Source organism: Chlamydia poikilotherma (assembly GCF_900239975.1).
GTDB lineage: Bacteria > Chlamydiota > Chlamydiia > Chlamydiales > Chlamydiaceae > Chlamydia > Chlamydia poikilotherma.
In genome coordinates, this window is the sequence record NZ_LS992154.1 from 529,437 (window position 1) to 548,008 (window position 18,572).

Consider the following 18,572-nt stretch of genomic DNA (forward strand, 5'->3'; position numbering starts at 1 on the left):
GGCAAGATCTCCCTTGCAGCAGTTTTTTATTCTAATTTGTTGCTTAAAAATTTTTTATTTGTTTTAGATTTTATTTCTAAATTATTCGGTAGGGTAAAAATAAATGACTCACACTAAAGTAATTATTATTGGTTCTGGTCCTGCAGGTTATACCGCAGCGATTTATGCTTCAAGAGCACTTTTAAGTCCTATTTTATTCGAGGGATTCTTTTCTGGGGTTGCTGGTGGTCAATTAATGACTACTACCGAAGTAGAAAATTTTCCCGGATTCCCTGAGGGCATATTAGGTCAAAAGTTAATGGATAATATAAAATCTCAATCTAGACGTTTTGGAACTCAAATTCTTCCAAAAGATGTCAGTTCGGTTGATTTCAGCGCACGTCCTTTTGTGGTAATGTCCAATGAAGAAAAATATACATGTGATACATGTATTATAGCAACGGGAGCTTCCGCAAAACGTTTAGAAATTCCAGGAGCATTGGATAATGAATTCTGGCAAAAAGGTGTTACAGCATGTGCTGTGTGTGATGGGGCTTCTCCTATTTTTAAGAATAAAGATTTATATGTGATAGGGGGAGGAGATTCTGCTTTAGAGGAAGCAATGTTTTTAACTCGTTATGGAAAACGTGTATATATTGTTCATAGAAGGGATACTTTAAGAGCCTCTAAAGTCATGATAAAAAAGGCAGAATCCAATGAAAAAATTACTTTTCTCTGGAATAGTGAAATAGTGAAAATTTCTGGAGATTCTATTGTTCGCTCAGTTGATATTTTAAATAATGTTTCTAATGAAATCTCTTCATACGATGCTGCGGGTGTGTTTTTTGCTATCGGGCATAAACCAAATACAGATTTCTTGGCTGGTCAATTGGCTTTGGATGAACATGGTTATATTATTACTGATAAAGGAACATGTAGAACTTCTATTCCTGGGGTATTTGCAGCAGGAGATGTTCAAGATAAACATTATAGACAAGCTATTACAGCTGCGGGAAGTGGTTGTATGGCTGCTTTAGAAGCTGAACGTTTTTTAGATTAGAGCTATAGCCACAGCTGTAGCGTATTCACGACTATGGCTAATGGATAGCAATACTTTAGAGATTCCTAATTTTTTATATATCCTTGAAGGTAAGAGGACTTCGGGTTGTTTTGATGATTTAAGAATCTCTATGTCTTTCCAGGAAACGATCTTTCCTATTCCTGTTCCTAAAGCTTTAGACACAGCCTCTTTTCCAGCAAATCTTGCTGCAAAAGAAGGATAGGGATTAGTTAGTCTTAAACAATACTCTTGTTCCTTTTTGGTGAAAATTCTATCCAACATTCTTCGGTTGTGAGTTTGTATTGCTTTGCGAATTCTAGAAATTTCAATAATGTCTGTTCCTATATGTGCAGTTTGCATGATGAAAATCTATATTTAAATACTTTCTAAGAACGTTTTGTGAGATTTAGCGAAATAGGTCAAAGCCGTTTTAATAAGAGCGTAACCAATAGTAGAGCGAATGAAGAATAGAATAGCTTGGTTATCAATATATCTACGTAGCAATAAAGATATAGAAATCATTGCTATCATGATTAAGAAGCGTTTGGAAATAAAAGATTTTTTTATGTAAATTTTCTTTGATATAGTTTCCGAGAGTAGTTGGTAGGAGAGTTCATTTTGAGAAGATACGGATTTTAATAATAAATACCGGTACTTCAAAGATGCAATAATCCATGCTCCCATAGCTAGGGGAGCAAAAATTTTAAAGGAAAAGTCAGGTTGATAGACAACCACGGAAGCTTTTAAAAGTAGTTTAACTCCTGCTGACAACCAAAGAATGCCTGGGAGACAAATAAGTAAATAATTTTTATTATTAGTCATATGTTTTGTCTGTTGTAGTTTAACCATTCTATATGGAAGTTATATTTTTTTCTATTTTGGATTGAGTAATGCGAGTCTTCTTATCAGTAATATATTGGAGTCATTCAAAATTTTTATGGAATTCAGATAATTTACCTATTAGAGTCCCTTGGTATGGTCTCTGCTTTTCTTTAGGTATTTTACTTGCTTCTATACTTGGTATTTATCTGGCATTATCTTCTTATCATATGGAAGATAAAAAAAGATTTTCCAAAAATCAGCTTCGTGAAGCTTTAGAAAATTTCGCTCTCTACTCTCTTTTATTCATCATTCCAGGATCACGGATTGCTTATATTCTATTTTATGGAGGTGATTTTTACTTTAAACATCCCCAAGAGATTTTAAAAGTTTGGAATGGGGGATTGGCAAGTCATGGAGGTATGGTAGGTCTAATTCTCTGGGCTATTATTTTTTCTTGGAGATATAGGAAAAAAATCCCTGTCTTAACCTTTTTATTCCTTAGCGATCTTTGCGCTTCTGTATTTGGATGCGCGGCCTTTATGATTCGTATTGGAAATTTCATGAATCAAGAAATTATAGGCAAGCCTACAAACCTACCGTGGGGGATCATTTTTTCATCTCCTACACAAGGAAGTTTGGGAGTGTCTGTGCATCCTGTACAGTTATATGAAGGAATTGGTTATTTATTACTTTCTATAATACTGTTTTTCTTAAGTTATAAACGTTATTTTCGTTTAGGTTCTGGATGGGCGACATCTCTGGGATTAATAGGCATATCTTTAATCCGTTTTTTTGCTGAATTTTTTAAAAGCCATCAAGGTAAGGTTATAGGTCCAAATAGTTTGTTGACAATGGGACAAATTCTATCATTACCTTTATTTATATTTGGTGTGTCTTTGGGGGTGGCTTGTTTTATTAAAAATAAAAAGGGTACATCTTCCACTTCATCTATAAAATAGAAACAGTTTCATGTGTAGTTAGGAATCTCTTATGGGAGATAAATAGATACTATGGTATTTTAGCTTTTTAGTTTAATTTTTCAGAGTTTATCAGATGAATAAACGTTCGTTGTTGTTTGTTTCTTTAGTTGGCGTAGCTTTTGTAGGGTGCCAGATCTTTTTTGGTTATAATGATTTTCGTTCTTGCAAGGCTCTCACAGAGAAACAGAAAACAATTTCAGAACAAGTACTTGCTGCAACAAAGTCTGCGGGATTAAGTGTTTCTCCTTGGACTGCATCTCTTGAAGAAGAGATAAATAAAAATCATTACGCTGTGCGTGTTGGAAATAAGTTGCTCCTTTTGAATCAAGGAGGATCGGCAAGTTCAGTTTATTCTTCTGGAATTCGTTGGGATTTTATAGAAGAAACAACAGCTTGTGATAATATTCATGTTGCTTTGTATAGTGAAGCCAACGAATCCTCAGATCCTTTAAATACAGGAAAAGTATTTCTTCCGGTAACTACCGAAGCCCTTCCTGTTTTAGTTGTTGAGTTTCGTAATAATCAAGAACCTGTTGTGTTCTTAGGTCAATATAAGCAAGAACAGGGTAAGATTTATAATAAGGATAGTGTTGTTTATGGGACTTCTTTGGTCTTTTGGAGATCGGGGAATGAATATCTCCCTTTAGGTATTTATAATTCCAAAGAAGAAAGACTAGAATCCTTAGATCTCCCAATTACTAAGGCTGCTATTTTTAATGATTCCCAATCATCAAGTGTCGATCTGAATTCTAGGCAACATTTTGTTCTTTCTAATGAATATATGCAGTTGGTTGTTTCTCAGGAGAGTGGTTCTATAGAAGGAATAAACCTCCCATTTTCTTCTGAAGATAATAAGAGTATAGTCAATGAAATCGGCTTTGATAGAGATTTAAAAGCTCAAGTTCCTAGCGAGGCTTCTTTTCCCGGGCTTCCTTCGATAGATGCGAATAAAAAAGAAATTTCCGATACTATAGGAGGATATTATCCTTTATTACGTAGAGGGATGCTTTCTGATGTTAAAAAACGCACTCCTTCTAGTTATCATGCTTTAAATATTGTTTCCGGAAGGGATCTTGTCAAATCCGTGGCTTCGGGATACCGTGTTTCTATTTTTAATAGTACTGTGTTGGAATTGGAAAGCAATGACGGTTCTATTAAGAAAACTTATAAATTACCTGAAAAGCAGCCTTATGCTTTTGAAGTTGAAGTTGGTATAAATCAAGCTGGCGACGACATGTGGATAACTTCTGGAGTCCCCGAAGTTGAAATTATGTCCAACGCATTTACTCCATCTATTAAATACCATGTTATTAAAAAGAATAAGGGACAATTAGATAAGGTGAAATTACCTAAGGCTAAGGATCCTTTAGCTTTGCATAGTGGAGTATATCCCCAATGGATACTAAACTCTAATGGATACTTCGGTATTATCTTATCTCCACTTACAGACGCGCCCGCAGGATATGCTGCCTCCTATGTTTCTGGGAGTTCTGTCCCTACACGTTTGTCTCTATTATCTCCTAAAAACCAAGCTTATCCTGCTTCTAAATATCCTGGATACGAAACTTTACTTCCTTTGTCTAACCAGAAAGGAACACATCGTTTCCTCGTTTATGCAGGGCCTCTAGCCGAACCCACTTTACGCGCTCTGGATCAAGCTTATACCAATTCTAAAGGTGAGAGTCCTCAGTATCTTGATTGTATAACTTTCCGAGGATTATTCGCGTTTATTACTGAGCCTTTTGCAGCTTTACTTTTCATTATTATGAAGTTTTTCAGAATGATCACAGGATCATGGGGGATTTCTATCATTCTACTTACAGTATTCTTAAAATTACTGCTGTATCCACTGAATGCTTGGTCAATACGTTCTATGAGACGCATGCAAAAGTTGTCTCCCTATATTCAAGAAATTCAACAGAAATATAAGAAAGAGCCTAAACGTGCTCAAATGGAAGTCATGGCTTTATATAAGACTAATAAAGTGAATCCTATTACAGGCTGTCTGCCGTTATTGATTCAGTTACCGTTTCTTATAGCTATGTTTGATTTATTAAAATCCTCATTCTTACTTCGAGGAGCATCTTTTATACCTGGATGGATTGATAATTTAACAGCTCCAGATGTTTTATTCTCTTGGACTACACCAATTTGGTTTCTTGGAAACGAATTCCATCTTCTTCCTATCTTATTAGGGATTGTAATGTTTGCTCAGCAGAAGATCTCTGCTTCGAAGAAAAAAGGACCTGCTACGGATCAACAAAGACAGCAGGAAACAATGGGAACAATGATGGCTATCTTGTTTACCTTTATGTTCTATAATTTCCCTTCAGGTTTAAATATTTATTGGTTTTCTTCTATGCTTCTTGGATTGATCCAACAATGGGTTACCAATAAGGTTTTAGATAGCAAACATCTTAAAAATGAAATTTCTGTTAATAAGAAAAGACAAAGGTAACAACTGAAAAAAAAGCTTTTTTATATTAAAAAAGATATATGAAAACTATTTAGATGAGATAGTTTTATGCGGGCGTGGGAAGACTTTCTTTTGCTACAAGAAAAAGAAATTGGTACAACTACTGTAGACAAATGGTTAAGGTCGTTAAAAGTCCTGTGTTTTGATGCGTGTAATCTATACCTCGAAGCTAAAGATTCTTTTCAAGTGACCTGGTTTGAAGAACATATACGCCATAAGGTTAAAGCTAATTTAGTGAACAATAATGGAAAGTTGATCCGCGTTCACGTAACTTCTTTAGATAAAACCACGCCTTTTTATAAAGAAAAGCAAATCCAACAGGAAAAAACTGCCTACTTCACTATGCAATACGGCAATGTAAATCCTGAAATGACTTTTTCTAATTTTCTTGTAACTCCTGAAAATGACTTGCCGTTTCGTATTCTACAAGAATTTACTAAGCCCGGAGAAGATCCTACGGGTTTTCCATTTAATCCTATTTATCTTTTTGGACCCGAAGGTTCTGGAAAAACACATTTGATGCAGGCTGCTGTAAGCGCGCTTCGAGAATCTGGAGGAAAAATTCTTTATGTTGCTTCAGATTTATTTACAGAACACTTAGTCTCAGCTATACGTTCAGGAGAGATGCAAAGATTTCGTTCTTTTTATCGTAATGTCGATGCTTTATTTATAGAAGATATAGAGTTATTCTCGGGTAAAGGAGCTACTCAGGAAGAATTTTTCCATACGTTTAATTCCTTGCAGACAGAAGGTAAATTGATAGTTGTTTCCTCTGCATATGCACCCGGAGATTTAAAGGCTGTCGAAGAGCGACTTATCAGTCGTTTTGAATGGGGTGTGGCCGTTCCTATTCATCCTTTAACAAAAGAAGGGTTAAGAAGTTTTCTTATCCACCAAGCCCAACAGTTATCTATTCGAATAGAAGATACTGCTTTAGATTTCTTGATTCATTCTCTATCTTCCAACGTAAAAACATTAATAGATGCCCTCACGTTGTTATCGAAACGCGTTGCCTACAGAAAATTAGCGCAGCAACTACTCTATGAGGATGATATACAATCTTTGCTCCATGATGTGTTAGAGGCTGCAGAGAGTGTTCGATTAACTCCCTCAGGAATTGTTCGTGCTGTTGCTAAATATTATGGCGTGTCCCCGGAAAGTATTTTAGGGCGTTCGCAATCTCGAGAATATGTATTGCCTAGACAAGTGGCTATGTATCTATGTCGCCAGAAATTATCTTTATCTTACGTGCGTATAGGAGATGTCTTCTCTAGAGATCATTCAACAGTAATTTCGTCAATACGCACTATTTCTCAGAAGGTGGAGGAAGGTGGGCACGACATTAGTATCGCTACACAAGAACTAATGAAATCTCTTACTTCAGCGTATAAGAGCCTTGAATTCTTCCCCGAAGAAGGAATCCCTTGTTAGTGGTTACTAATCTTGTCCACAGAATTTAGAGGTAATCTCTTTTCTATACTTAATAATTAAGCAAGTAATAGATATGATTATTAAGACAATTTGTATAATTAATGCCACAATAATCGTAGGCATTGAAAGACATCCACTCGCTAACAATAAGCAAGCTGATAAAGCAGCAGTCAATCCTAAAATCACCCATAGAGCTGTATGCTGAACCATTGGACATGTGGGATGTCTGTCGACGCAAGGCCTAGCTATACTTACTGTACGCCCGGTTGTGCCTCTGGAAGTTGTAGGAGCATCAGGGTCGCGTTTTTTAAAATCATCTAATGTAAAAACGTTTCTACTTGAACGTCCAGCAAATGCTCCATACCCGTGGGCCGCAGTCATAATATTCTCGCGAATAAAAAAATCCTCAAGAAATTTAGCATATTTTTATTTTCAAATCAATTTAAACGAGATGTATTTCTTTGATTTCTAGCTTTTTAGGATGAAAAAAATTCTTACTTTTAAAATTAAAAAATCAATACTTTATAGAGAATACAGCATGTTTTTTTTAATTTTATTTCTTCTCTTTTCTAAGTGCTTTCCTTTTTTTTAGATTTTTCTTATGGAAATACAAAAATCACTTCCTAACTACTCTTTGATTTGGACGACTTATGAGTTTTGATAAGAATTTGGTAAATATAGAAACCATGAAGCAGGCGATTTTAAATCGTCTATATTTTGGAGTGGTGCAATCTCCAGAATCTGCTTCGACTAGGGATATATTTACAGCAGTTTCAAAAACTGTAATGGAATGGTTAGCCAAAGGTTGGCTAAAGACTCAGAATAGTTATTACGAACAAGATGTTAAACGTGTCTATTATATTTCTATGGAGTTCTTACTTGGTAGAAGCTTAAAGAGTAATCTTTTGAATTTAGGAATATTAGATCTTGTTCGAGATGCATTAGCAGAGTTAAATTACGATTTCGATAGTTTATTGCAAATGGAAGCAGACGCAGGATTGGGAAATGGAGGTTTAGGAAGACTTGCAGCGTGTTATTTGGATTCTATGGCAACATTAGGAATTCCAGCTTATGGTTATGGAATTCGCTATGATTACGGAATTTTCGATCAGAAAATTGTAAATGGATATCAAGTAGAAGCTCCTGATGAGTGGTTGCGTTATGGAAGCCCTTGGGAAATATGTAGAGGAGAATATCTTTATCCAATTCGTTTTTATGGTAGAGTGATTCACTATACAGATGCTAGGGGGAAAGAAGTTGCAGATCTTGTAGATACACAAGAAGTATTAGCTATGGCTTATGATGTACCTATTCCGGGATATGGAATAGATACTGTGAATACCTTGCGCTTATGGCAAGCGCAGTCTCCACATGGATTTGAATTCAATTATTTTAATCATGGGAACTACATTCGTGCTATAGAGGATATTGCATTAGTAGAAAACATCTCAAGAGTGCTCTATCCAAACGATTCTATTTCGGAAGGTCAGGAACTCAGATTAAAGCAGGAGTACTTTTTAGTCTCTGCAACAATTCAAGATATCCTTCGTAGATATACAAAAATGCATATTTCTTTAGATAATCTTCCTGATAGAGTGGCTGTTCAGTTAAATGATACACATCCTGCTTTAGGAATAGCAGAAATGATGCATATCCTTATCGATAGGGAAGAGCTTGCCTGGGATAAAGCATGGGATATGACAACTCGTATATTTAATTACACGAATCATACGATATTACCTGAAGCTTTAGAGCGTTGGTCTATAGATCTGTTTTCACGATTATTGCCTAGGCATTTAGAGATTATTTATGAAATTAATAGCCGATGGTTAGAGCAAGTTTCTCAGAGATTTCCTGGAAATAATGATAAGCGAAGAGCCTTATCTATCATTGAAGAAGGAAGTGATAAACATGTGAATATGGCAAGCCTAGCTATTGTAGGCTCTGCTAGAGTTAATGGTGTATCTGCTTTCCATTCTCAACTTATAAAAACAACCTTATTTAAAGATTTCGTAGAATTTTTTCCTGATAAATTCATTAACGTAACTAACGGAATTACTCCGAGACGTTGGTTAGCTCTATGCAATCCTCGTCTAAATACATTATTAGATCAGACAATTGGAGATGCGCATCTTATAGATCTTTCTCAAATTCATAAGGTGATACCTTTTGCTAATGATGTGAGCTTTAGAGAACAGTGGCATCAAATTAAGCTAAAAAACAAACAAGACTTTGCATTGAAACTTAAAAAAGAAATCGGAGAAAAAATAGATCCTGAATCTCTTTTCGATTTTCATGTAAAGCGTATTCATGAGTACAAACGTCAATTAATGAATATCCTTAGAGTTATTTATCTTTATAATGATCTTAAGGAAAACTCTGTATCCAAAATTGTTCCTACAACAGTAATTTTTGCTGGTAAAGCCGCACCAGGATATGTCTTTGCTAAACTCATCATTAAACTTATCAATAGCGTTGCAGATTGTGTAAATAATGACCCTCAAGTTAATGAAGTTTTAAAGGTTCTTTTTCTTCCTAATTATCGTGTGACCATGTCCGAAATGATCATGCCTGCTTCTGATATATCAGAGCAGATCTCAACAGCGGGAATGGAAGCTTCTGGTACCGGAAATATGAAATTTGCTTTAAATGGTGCTCTAACGATAGGGACTATGGATGGAGCTAACATAGAAATGTCAGAATATATTGGTCGCGACAATATGTTTATTTTCGGTTTATTAGAAGAAGAAATAGCAAAAATGCGTCGTGAGTATTACCCACAAGGAATATGCAACGATAATCCTAAGATTGCACATGTATTAAAATTACTAGATCAAGGATTTTTCAATACTTCGGATAAAGATCTTTTCAAACCTATAGTGCATAGGTTGCTTCACGAAGGAGACCCTTTCTTTGTTTTGGCAGATTTAGAATCTTATATTCGTGTTCATGAATCTGCAGCCAATTTATTTACACAAACTGACGAATGGGTTAAGAAATCTATTTATAATGTTGGTGGTATGGGGTTTTTCTCCAGTGATAGAGCGATTGCCGATTACGCTAAAGATATATGGAATGTCCCTACGAATTATAACTTTTAAGTAAAAAGAGCTTCTATTTTAGATGGGAGTTCATCTTATTAGAAACGCTTTCTACTATATCAAACAATGATAAGCATATCTTAATTTAATAAAAGTACTGAGGGTGCTTCTAATATCTTTTGTAAGCGTTTCATAAACATCGCTGCAGGATAACCATCGATCACGCGATGATCTATGGATAATGTCAACATGCATGTAGAACCAATCACAATGTCTCCATTCACTACTACAGGTTCTTCGTGAGTACTACCTACAGCAAGAATGGCGGCTTGGGGAGGATTAATAATTGCTGTGAATTCGGTAATTCCTGTCATGCCTAAATTAGAAACGCAAAAGGACCCGCCCTTAAACTCTTCCTCTTTTAAGGATTGAGATTTAGCTTTAGAAGCTAAACTTTTAATTTCTGCGGATATCATTCCAATATTCTTACGATCAGCACAACGTACAATCGGAGTAATTACGCCGTCAGGGATAGCCACAGCTATGGAAATATCAATAGTTTCAAAACGTACAATTTTATTGTCTACGCTGTTGAATCCTGAATTTATCTCTGGGAATTCTTTCAAGGTTAAAGCACAGGCACGGACGATACAGTCGTTGATAGAGAGCTTGATTCCTTGGATTTGTAACTCCTTAAGCAGAGCCAATAGTGGTGAGGTATAAACTTTTTGCCGTACATAAAAATGAGGTATGAAAGTTTTTGCAGCTTGTAATCTTTGTGCAATAATTTCTCGAACAGGAGAGAGAGATTCTTCATTATAGGCTCCTGGGTGGACTTCAGGAGCTTCAGGATAACCGAAACCTGCAATACCTTTAGCCGGAGCCTTTTCAAGATCTTTTTCAACTATACGTCCTCCAGGACCGCTACCTTTAATTCCAGAAATATCCAAATTTTTTTCTTTGGCTACGCGTTTAGCTAAAGGAGAAACCGGGGATTTTGAAGAATCCTGTTTTAAAGATAGGGGTTTAGAAAGAGGAGGTTCGGGTTTAAACCCAAAAGACACTATCATTGAGGAACCCTGATGAGATATATCAGATAGGGCTTCCTCTTTCTGTTCGCTATTTTCTGGAGAAGGTTGTGAACTTGGAGATTTTGGAAGTAATTCCTCTAAATTAAAAGACTCGTCTTTTTCAGAAGATATGACAGCTATGGGTGTACCTATTTGTACCTTTGTCCCTTCTTTAATAAGACATTCTCGAAACCAGCCGTCTTCAGATGCTGTATGCTCTAAAACAGCTTTATCAGTCGATATTTCGACGAGAACATCACCAAACCCTATCTTATCACCACTGCTTTTATGCCACTTTACGATTGTTCCAACTTCCATAGTTGGAGAGAGTTTGGGCATCTTTAATAGAGAAATCACAAATTTACCTCATGATTTTTTCGATAGTATCTAAGATACGATTTACATTTGGGAGAGTCGCTTGCTCTAGAGTCTTATTATAGGGCATAGGAGTTTCTTTTTGACATACCCTTAAAGGAGGGCTGTCCAGGCAATCAAAAAGGTGTTCTGTAATTTCAGTGATGATTTCCGCAGAGATTCCCGCAAAGTAGTGGCCCTCTTCTACAACTATACAATTTCCTGTTTTCTTTACTGAAGAAAATATTCCGGAGATATCTAGAGGTTTAATTGTGCGTAGATCAATAATCTCTATAGAAAGACCGTAGCGTTGTTTGGCTACCTTTACAGCTTGTTTTACTATAGAAACCATACGGCCATAAGTAATAATTGTCAGGTCTTTACCTTCCTCAATAATATGAGATTTCCCAATAGGAACTAAATATTCTTCAATAGGAACTTCACCTTTTAGATTGTATTCCAACTCATTTTCTAAGAAAAGAACAGGGTTATCATTTCTAATTGCGGATTTCAATAATCCTTTAGCATCATAAGGAGTTGAGGGAGAAATGACAATTAAACCTGGAATATTAGCGTATAGAGCTTCTACGCAATGAGAGTGCTGACAAGATACTTGTGCTGCGGCTCCATTAGGTCCACGAAATACAATGGGAACAGAAAATTTTCCACCAGTCATATAGTGCATTTTTGCAGCATGAGAAATAATCTGATCTGCGGCGACTAGAGAAAAGTTCCAACTCATAAATTCTATAATTGGACGCAGGCCTGTTAACGCGGCTCCTATACCAATACCTGTAAATGCTGCTTCACTGATTGGTGTATCAATAATTCTTGATGATGACCATTTGTCTAAAAGTCCTTTTGTAACTTTATAAGCACCGTTGTATTCGGCAACTTCTTCTCCTAATATGCATACATTAGGATCCCTAGTCATTTCTTCATCAATAGCTTCTCTAATAGCTTCTCGGATTTCTAATGTAACGTATTTAGGCATAAACCCCTTCTTCTAATGTGGCAATCGCTGGTTCCGAATCTGATTTTGCTTCAGTGAAAGCCCGTAAGACTTCATCTTTACATTCTTGACGCAGCTCTTGAAATTTCTCTTCTGAAAGCACTCCCAGTTGGGTTAACCAATTTTTCGCAAAAGTAATAGGATCTTTTTTTATGAGACATTGCATCTCTTCTTTACTTCTATAGAGATTAGGATCAGAAATGGAGTGTCCTCTAAATCGTGAGCATAAACACTCAATGAGGACGGGAAGATGAGTCTTTTGCATATATTCGTAAGCTTCCTTAAAGCCTAAAAGACAATTAAAGAGATCAAAACCATTTAAAGTAAATGAACGTATTCCATAAGACGATCCTTGAGATTCTCCTATGGGCTGCTTTGCAATAGCACGTTTAAGAGCTGTGCCCATACCCCAACCATTATTTTCTATAACAAGCATAAGAGGAAGACTGTGTAGGGAAGCAAAATTTAATGTTTCATGAAATAATCCTTGGGCAACAGCACCATCCCCAATAAATCCTAGAGAAATTTTATCTTCACCACGATATTTCATAGCAAATGCTGCTCCAGCAGCTAAAGGAATTTGTCCTCCTACAATACCAAATCCTCCGGGGAAATTTGGACCGCACATATGCATAGATCCACCTCGACCTAGTGCACAACCCGTTTCTTTCCCTAATAATTCTGCTGCAAGTGAACTTAGGGGAATATTTAATAATACTGCTAGAGCATGACAACGATAGGATGAGAAAAACCATTGATCTAATCCCGTATTGGCTAATGCCGCAGTGGCAACAGCCTCTTGACCACTATAGGAATGGTAGAAACCACCAACTAATCCTTCTAAATACGCTTCTTCACCACGAGCTTCGAATTCACGAATTAATAACATATTTTTCATGAATTTTAGACATCGATCTATGCCGTAGATAGCAATAATATTTTCTATTGTAGCCTCATCTGATTTCTTAGAGGCGATGTTGTAATGAGAAGAGTCGGGCATACTTGATACGAGAGTTGCGTCAAGGATTAAGTTTACCCCATTATAAAGTCATGGATTTGAAAAGACAAGACCAAAAAAGTAATTAAGTTTTTTTAAAAAAGAAAAATCTTTAATATCTTTCCATTTGTATATTTCCGACCAAGAAGTAAAGGACTGTGGACACATGGACGTTTTTAGCAGACTAAATCGTCAGAATCATTTTTATGTGGAACAGATAGATAGTGTCATGAGAGACCCGAATTCTCATGATGACAACAATAAGAAAGACAATGAATTAAAGAAAAAATTATTAACCATAACGAAGCGAGTTGTTACTTCAGCTCAAGAATTTCAGCGTGGAAGAGAGGGAGCTAGTAATTATTTAAAAAAAACCCAATGGATGCCCTATAAAAATGAAGAGCTAGAAGAGACTAAAGAGCTATTTTCGATGCTTACCTCAATAGATAGAAAATTAGCTCAGTTATTTTTTTATGCCCCTTCTTGTGGTTTAGAATGGGATGACTTTACTACAACCGTTAACCAAATTGAAGAGAACCGTGGATTAGGTGGTGTATTATTATCCTGTGGTTCTTTTGACAAGCAATGTAGATATATTCACGATTTCAATAAATCTCAGGCGATTCCATTACTTTTAGGGTGTTCTATATCTCATAGTTTACAGTTCTATTTATCCTATCAGAATTTATCTTTGATGGATTGTAAGAATCTATATGACATAGGAGTCAACATAGGAACACTACTCAAAGATTATGGAGTGGCTATTTCTTTAATTTTTAAAGAAATTGTTAGTATGGATTTGACTAATTATTCTGAATTGGTGAGGGGATTAAAACATTCGGGGAGTATACAAGGAAAATTACATCATTGTGATTTTTCTTCTACAACAACTACACCCAGTCCTATCGCTTTACGTTATAGCTTGGCAAATACTATTCGTGGCCTAGCTATAGACGTAGATTTTTCCAGTATGAAATTTATGGGTTGCTCTATGCTTGCGAATATTGAGAACACGATTAAAGCATTAAATTATGGAGTCGAGTGTTTTACTTTTTCTAGTTTGAAGGAGCTTCGAGAGGGTATAAAGGCATTAACACAACTAATCTCTTTAGGAAAAATTAGCCCGGCAATCATCAATAAAAATGTAATCAAAGTATTAACTCTTAAAAGACGTTTTAAAACGATGAAAGTATAATTTAACTAAGGGATTATTGGTGCTTCTTCGGATTTTGCTGATAATCCCTTAATCTTTTCTTCTAACATTCCTAAACGTTCTTCTAATTTAGGTAGACTGCGGATCTTTGCAATTTGACGATGAATTTCTTGATAGGGGCGTGCCGGAGCTCCTCCATAGATTCCTGGAGAAGAAATAGATTTAGTAACTCCTGTTTGAGCCATCATAATTACATGGTCCGTTATGGAAATATGACCTGTAATTCCTGTCTGCCCGCCAATAATAACGTGGTTACCAATTTTTGTAGAACCTGCGATTCCTGCCTGGGCAACAATCATGCTATGTTTCCCGATCTCCACGTGATGAGCTATCTGAACTTGATTATCGATTTTCGCGCCTTCACGTATGATGCTATTTTTGAAACGACCTCTATCTATGGTAGTATTCGCTCCTATTTCAACATCGTCTTCAATAATTACCTTGCCAAGGTGTTTTAAATGCTTATGACGACCAAAAGCATTAGTTATGTAACCAAAACCACATGATCCAATAACAGCTCCGGGTTGAATAATGACTCTTTTGCCTATTTCAACACGTTCACGGATAACTACTTTAGGATGAACAAGACAACTTTCTCCGAGAGCTGAATATGCCCCTATAACACTCCCTGCTCCAATATATGAAAAATCCCCAATATAAGCATTTTGACATATAACAACATAGGGTTCTATACAGACATTTTTGCCGATATGTGCTGTAGGGTGTATAACAGCTGTAGGGTGAACTCCAGGAAATCCTGATTTAACATGAGGGATAAATAGCTCTATACATTTCTGGAAAGCTATTGATGGGAACTCAGAAACTATAAGAAAGTTCTTATTTAAATGCCCATACTTTTGAGCTTGAGCTTTTGACAGAATAATAGCTCCAGCTTCAGTAATTTTTATAAAACGAGAATACTTCTCATTATCTAAAAAAGTAACATGATGAGCTTGAGCTTCACTTATTTCTTCAACACCAGAAATAGGAGCTTCTGTATTTCCTTGAACTTCAACTTTTAATAAGTCCGCTAACTGTTGAAGAGTATAGACCTGTTCCTGAGGCATACAAAACTCCTTGGTTCTTGAGGTATCTTAATTATTTTTGAAAGATTCATCAAGAATTTTGATAATCTCATTAGTTTTATCAGCACTAGAAGCAATGGATAGAACCACTTCATCATTAAAAATAGCTAATAAACCTTCTTTCACACGTACTACTTCAGAAGCTTTTTTTACTTCCTGTATCAGTTTCTGCACTCTTTTCATATTGCTTTGGTTCAACATTTGATAATATTGAGACTGTAAAGCATTATATTCTGCAGAGAGGTTTTCAAACTTTTTTCTTAGCTCATCAGCAGCTGAAGAAGAGAGGCTCTCGATGTAGTCTTCGTCTTGTAATTTATTATAAAGTGCTGTCAGTTCTTCTTCCATTTTCTCGGAATTCTTTGAGAACTGTTCCTTCATATTTTCGAGTTCTTCTGTTTCTTTTTTTCCAAAAGCAGATTCTTCTAAACAACGCTTTAAGCTAACAACACCTAAATTACCCTCAAGAGAGTCGTTGTCAGCAAAAACTTGTTGTGTACCTGCTAAAGTTAGTAAAGCTAGAAAAACAGAGCGTAATGATTTTTTCATATTAACCTTTATAAGATCTAAGAGATGAAGAGCTTTAGATTAGCAAAAGCTCTCTCTGAAGACAACCAAAGATTTAGAGTTTCTTTTACTTTCTTGCTTAGCTATATTTAGAAGACGCCTCCTAACGCAAAGAAGAAGCGTTGTGAAACATCGATCTTTTCACCTTCAAATACTTCTGTGGGACGGAATGGCCAACCAAAACCTAACATAACAGGCACGTTGTTCATTACGTCGAAGCGTAGACCAAATCCTGCACTACCACAAAGATCTTTTAATCGGATAGTGTATTCTTTAAGTCCAATAAATCCTGAATCTAGGAAAACAAAAGCACTAACGTTAGGCTGATTGATCAAAGGATATTGGAACTCCTCAGTAAGTAGGAGAGAGGATAGACCTCCCTGAGGTTCTGTAGGAGAGAATTTAGGACCAATAATAAATGGTTTATACCCACGAACTGTAGTTTCTCCACCTAAGAAGAAACGTTCGCTAATGGGGATACCTTCTAGAGTCGTATCGCCAAACGGTTTAAGAAATTGGGCTTCTCCCTTAATTTTCAATACACCTTTTCTTGTCAGTTTTCGGTATATCGAGCTGTTTATGGAGAGCTTTGTAAAATGGTATGTACCACCAAGACCGGAAACTTCAAAGTTTATACCACTGCGTATTCCTGTAGTCGGGTTTCTAGGGTTATTTACAGAATCGTAATTTAAATTTACCCCAGCAGCAGATACGAAACCTTTATTGGCAGCAAGATCTGGTCCTGCTTGATTTCTTTTCTTTTTATGTAAGCTAGTTTGAGTACCGCGATAGTAGATTCCATATTTTAATTGTTGATTTAAGATATATGTAGTGCTGACATTTCCACCATAAGTCTCAACAGAATAATCTTTAGAGAGAGCTCTATTGATTGATTTGTCAAGCTCAACACCTAGAATCCATGGCGTATTTAAAAAGTGGGGCTTAGTCCATTTAACAGTATAATCAGTAACCTTATCTCCAAAATTAGCTTTTAGAAATAGATATTCTCCACCACCTCTTAAGCATTTAAAGCCTTTAGAGAATAGATGTCTAATACCTAGAAGATCAAAATTACTTTCAGATAATTCAACACCTCCAAACAAATTATCTAAGGAGCTAAATCCTAGAAATAGTCCTAAGTTTCCTGTTGTGGTTTCTTTAACATCTATAAAGATGTCACGATATTCTTCAGAATTATCCAAAGGATCTAATTGAGAGCGTACCGTGTAAACACTGACACTTTGGAAATAACCTGTATTTCTTAACCGTTGCTCTGTGTCTTCAAGTTTTAATCTATTGAAAGTGTCTCCTGGAAATAGACTGCTTTCGTGTAGGATAACATCGTGTTTGGTATGAGTGTTTCCTGTAATTTTGATTAAACCAACTTTATACGGAGATCCTTCACTTACTTGATAGGTTACGTCATACACAGAACGTGATGCATGAGGAGAAAAAGTTACGTCAACATTAGTGTTGATATATCCATATTTAGCATAGATATTCTTAATTTTTTGAGCACCATCCCATATGTTTTCCGGACAGTAAATATCATTAGGACCTGCGGATAATTGTTTTTCTACAAGTCGTTTAGGTAGTAAATTAAATCCTTCAATATGAACATGTCCTAAAGTATAAAGAGGACCTTTGTCTACATCCATATAAAGTATGATATTTCCACATTCATCAACTTCACGTTTTGGAGTAACCGTTGCATCTGCATAACCTAAATTATGTAAGTAATTAGTAATTGCAAATGAATCTTGTTCAACAACATCTGGATGATATAGACCACTCCCTGTAAACCAACTAGTAGTTTTTGAATACTGCTTAGTAAGGATAATTTCTTTGACATCAGCCTTTTCACATCTATTAAGACCACAGATCTCTAATTTTTTAATTTTACCACAAGGACCTTCTTGAATTCGAACAGTGATATCAATATAGCCACGATGTTCGTTATGATCTAAGTCATAGGATAGATTAGACTCAAAATAACCACGCTTAAGATAATAAACCCTAAGTTCATCAAAATTTTTTAAGAACTTCTCTCTATCAAATACATCATTTTCATAGATTTGTAGAGTTTTGAGAATCTTGTGATTAGGTACGGCTTCATTTCCTGTAATGCAAATCTTTCGAATGCAAGGTTTGGCAATAAGAACTAAAGAGATCGTAGTCTTTCCATTGGAAAAATCAACTTTTGGCTCTACTCTATCGTAGTCTTTGGATAGATTCCGTAGATCTTCATCAAAGTCCGCTTGAGAAAACAAAGCTCCACTTTTTGTCTTTAATTTTGGTAGTGGATGTTTGTTTAAAGAATTTTCACCTTCAGTTGTAATCGTAATAGATTCAACTAGTGTATATCCTTCCTTAACTGTTTCTGTAGCCAATAGAGCCAACGGGGCTTGGATTAGCGCTAAAACAGTAAACCGCAGAATAACTTTATTTCGCATCATGAACATTCGAAAGAATTTCCCCTAGGACA

Annotated in this window: 15 protein-coding genes; 6 read left to right on the plus strand and 9 right to left on the minus strand. The window is 35.9% G+C overall.

Annotation, left to right across the window (positions count from 1 at the left end):
* The first annotated feature begins 103 nt into the window (after nucleotides 1-103).
* Nucleotides 104-1,039, plus strand: a complete 936-nt coding sequence (trxB, locus tag C10C_RS02385) for a thioredoxin-disulfide reductase (RefSeq protein WP_117274261.1) — start codon at nucleotides 104-106, stop codon at nucleotides 1,037-1,039.
* On the opposite strand, the gene acpS is transcribed toward trxB, so the two are convergent.
* Nucleotides 1,031-1,399, minus strand: coding sequence for a holo-ACP synthase (gene acpS, locus C10C_RS02390; RefSeq protein ID WP_117274262.1), 369 nt, complete (start codon nucleotides 1,397-1,399; stop codon nucleotides 1,031-1,033). The genes trxB and acpS overlap by 9 nt on opposite strands.
* A gap of 15 nt (nucleotides 1,400-1,414) precedes the next feature.
* Nucleotides 1,415-1,861 carry a hypothetical protein gene (locus C10C_RS02395; protein WP_117274763.1) on the minus strand — a complete coding sequence of 149 codons (447 nt, stop codon included), beginning with the start codon at nucleotides 1,859-1,861 and terminating at the stop codon, nucleotides 1,415-1,417.
* Nucleotides 1,862-1,929: 68 nt separating this feature from the next.
* On the opposite strand from C10C_RS02395, the gene C10C_RS02400 reads away from it, so the two are divergent.
* The 3 genes from C10C_RS02400 to dnaA all read left to right on the plus strand — a co-directional run bounded on the left by C10C_RS02400 (nucleotide 1,930) and on the right by dnaA (nucleotide 6,748).
* Complete coding sequence (locus tag C10C_RS02400; protein ID WP_117274263.1) at nucleotides 1,930-2,820, plus strand: prolipoprotein diacylglyceryl transferase; 891 nt, start codon at nucleotides 1,930-1,932, stop codon at nucleotides 2,818-2,820.
* 94 nt (nucleotides 2,821-2,914) lie between these two features.
* Nucleotides 2,915-5,299: a membrane protein insertase YidC gene (gene yidC, locus C10C_RS02405; protein WP_117274264.1), complete on the plus strand. Its 2,385-nt coding sequence runs from the start codon at nucleotides 2,915-2,917 to the stop codon at nucleotides 5,297-5,299.
* A 66-nt stretch (nucleotides 5,300-5,365) separates the two neighbouring features.
* Nucleotides 5,366-6,748 (plus strand): chromosomal replication initiator protein DnaA, encoded by a 1,383-nt coding sequence (gene dnaA / locus C10C_RS02410; RefSeq protein ID WP_117274265.1) that lies wholly within the window; start codon nucleotides 5,366-5,368, stop codon nucleotides 6,746-6,748.
* A 6-nt stretch (nucleotides 6,749-6,754) separates the two neighbouring features.
* On the opposite strand, the gene C10C_RS02415 is transcribed toward dnaA, so the two are convergent.
* Nucleotides 6,755-7,129 carry a hypothetical protein gene (locus C10C_RS02415; protein WP_117274266.1) on the minus strand — a complete coding sequence of 125 codons (375 nt, stop codon included), beginning with the start codon at nucleotides 7,127-7,129 and terminating at the stop codon, nucleotides 6,755-6,757.
* 269 nt (nucleotides 7,130-7,398) lie between these two features.
* Here C10C_RS02415 and C10C_RS02420 point away from each other — a divergent pair, with 269 nt between their 5' ends.
* Complete coding sequence (locus tag C10C_RS02420) at nucleotides 7,399-9,849, plus strand: glycogen/starch/alpha-glucan phosphorylase (RefSeq protein WP_117274267.1); 2,451 nt, start codon at nucleotides 7,399-7,401, stop codon at nucleotides 9,847-9,849.
* An 80-nt stretch (nucleotides 9,850-9,929) separates the two neighbouring features.
* Here C10C_RS02420 and C10C_RS02425 read toward each other — a convergent pair whose 3' ends face one another.
* From C10C_RS02425 to pdhA, 3 genes are read right to left on the minus strand one after another with little or no spacing between them, the layout of a single operon-like run.
* Nucleotides 9,930-11,216, minus strand: a complete 1,287-nt coding sequence (locus C10C_RS02425; RefSeq protein ID WP_117274268.1) for a pyruvate dehydrogenase complex dihydrolipoamide acetyltransferase — start codon at nucleotides 11,214-11,216, stop codon at nucleotides 9,930-9,932.
* A gap of 4 nt (nucleotides 11,217-11,220) precedes the next feature.
* Nucleotides 11,221-12,207, minus strand: coding sequence for an alpha-ketoacid dehydrogenase subunit beta (locus C10C_RS02430; RefSeq protein WP_117274269.1), 987 nt, complete (start codon nucleotides 12,205-12,207; stop codon nucleotides 11,221-11,223).
* Nucleotides 12,200-13,225, minus strand: a complete 1,026-nt coding sequence (gene pdhA / locus C10C_RS02435) for a pyruvate dehydrogenase (acetyl-transferring) E1 component subunit alpha (RefSeq protein ID WP_117274270.1) — start codon at nucleotides 13,223-13,225, stop codon at nucleotides 12,200-12,202. The genes C10C_RS02430 and pdhA overlap by 8 nt, the downstream gene beginning before the upstream one ends.
* 163 nt (nucleotides 13,226-13,388) lie before the next feature.
* On the opposite strand from pdhA, the gene C10C_RS02440 reads away from it, so the two are divergent.
* Nucleotides 13,389-14,417: a hypothetical protein gene (locus C10C_RS02440; RefSeq protein ID WP_117274271.1), complete on the plus strand. Its 1,029-nt coding sequence runs from the start codon at nucleotides 13,389-13,391 to the stop codon at nucleotides 14,415-14,417.
* Between the two features lie 5 nt (nucleotides 14,418-14,422).
* Here C10C_RS02440 and lpxD read toward each other — a convergent pair whose 3' ends face one another.
* The 3 genes from lpxD to bamA all read right to left on the minus strand — a co-directional run bounded on the left by lpxD (nucleotide 14,423) and on the right by bamA (nucleotide 18,549).
* Nucleotides 14,423-15,502: a UDP-3-O-(3-hydroxymyristoyl)glucosamine N-acyltransferase gene (gene lpxD, locus C10C_RS02445; protein ID WP_117274272.1), complete on the minus strand. Its 1,080-nt coding sequence runs from the start codon at nucleotides 15,500-15,502 to the stop codon at nucleotides 14,423-14,425.
* A 27-nt stretch (nucleotides 15,503-15,529) separates the two neighbouring features.
* Nucleotides 15,530-16,069 carry an OmpH family outer membrane protein gene (locus C10C_RS02450; RefSeq protein WP_117274273.1) on the minus strand — a complete coding sequence of 180 codons (540 nt, stop codon included), beginning with the start codon at nucleotides 16,067-16,069 and terminating at the stop codon, nucleotides 15,530-15,532.
* A 107-nt stretch (nucleotides 16,070-16,176) separates the two neighbouring features.
* On the minus strand, nucleotides 16,177-18,549 hold the full coding sequence (bamA, locus tag C10C_RS02455; RefSeq protein ID WP_117274274.1) for an outer membrane protein assembly factor BamA: 2,373 nt from the start codon (nucleotides 18,547-18,549) through the stop codon (nucleotides 16,177-16,179).
* Nucleotides 18,550-18,572: the final 23 nt, after the last annotated feature.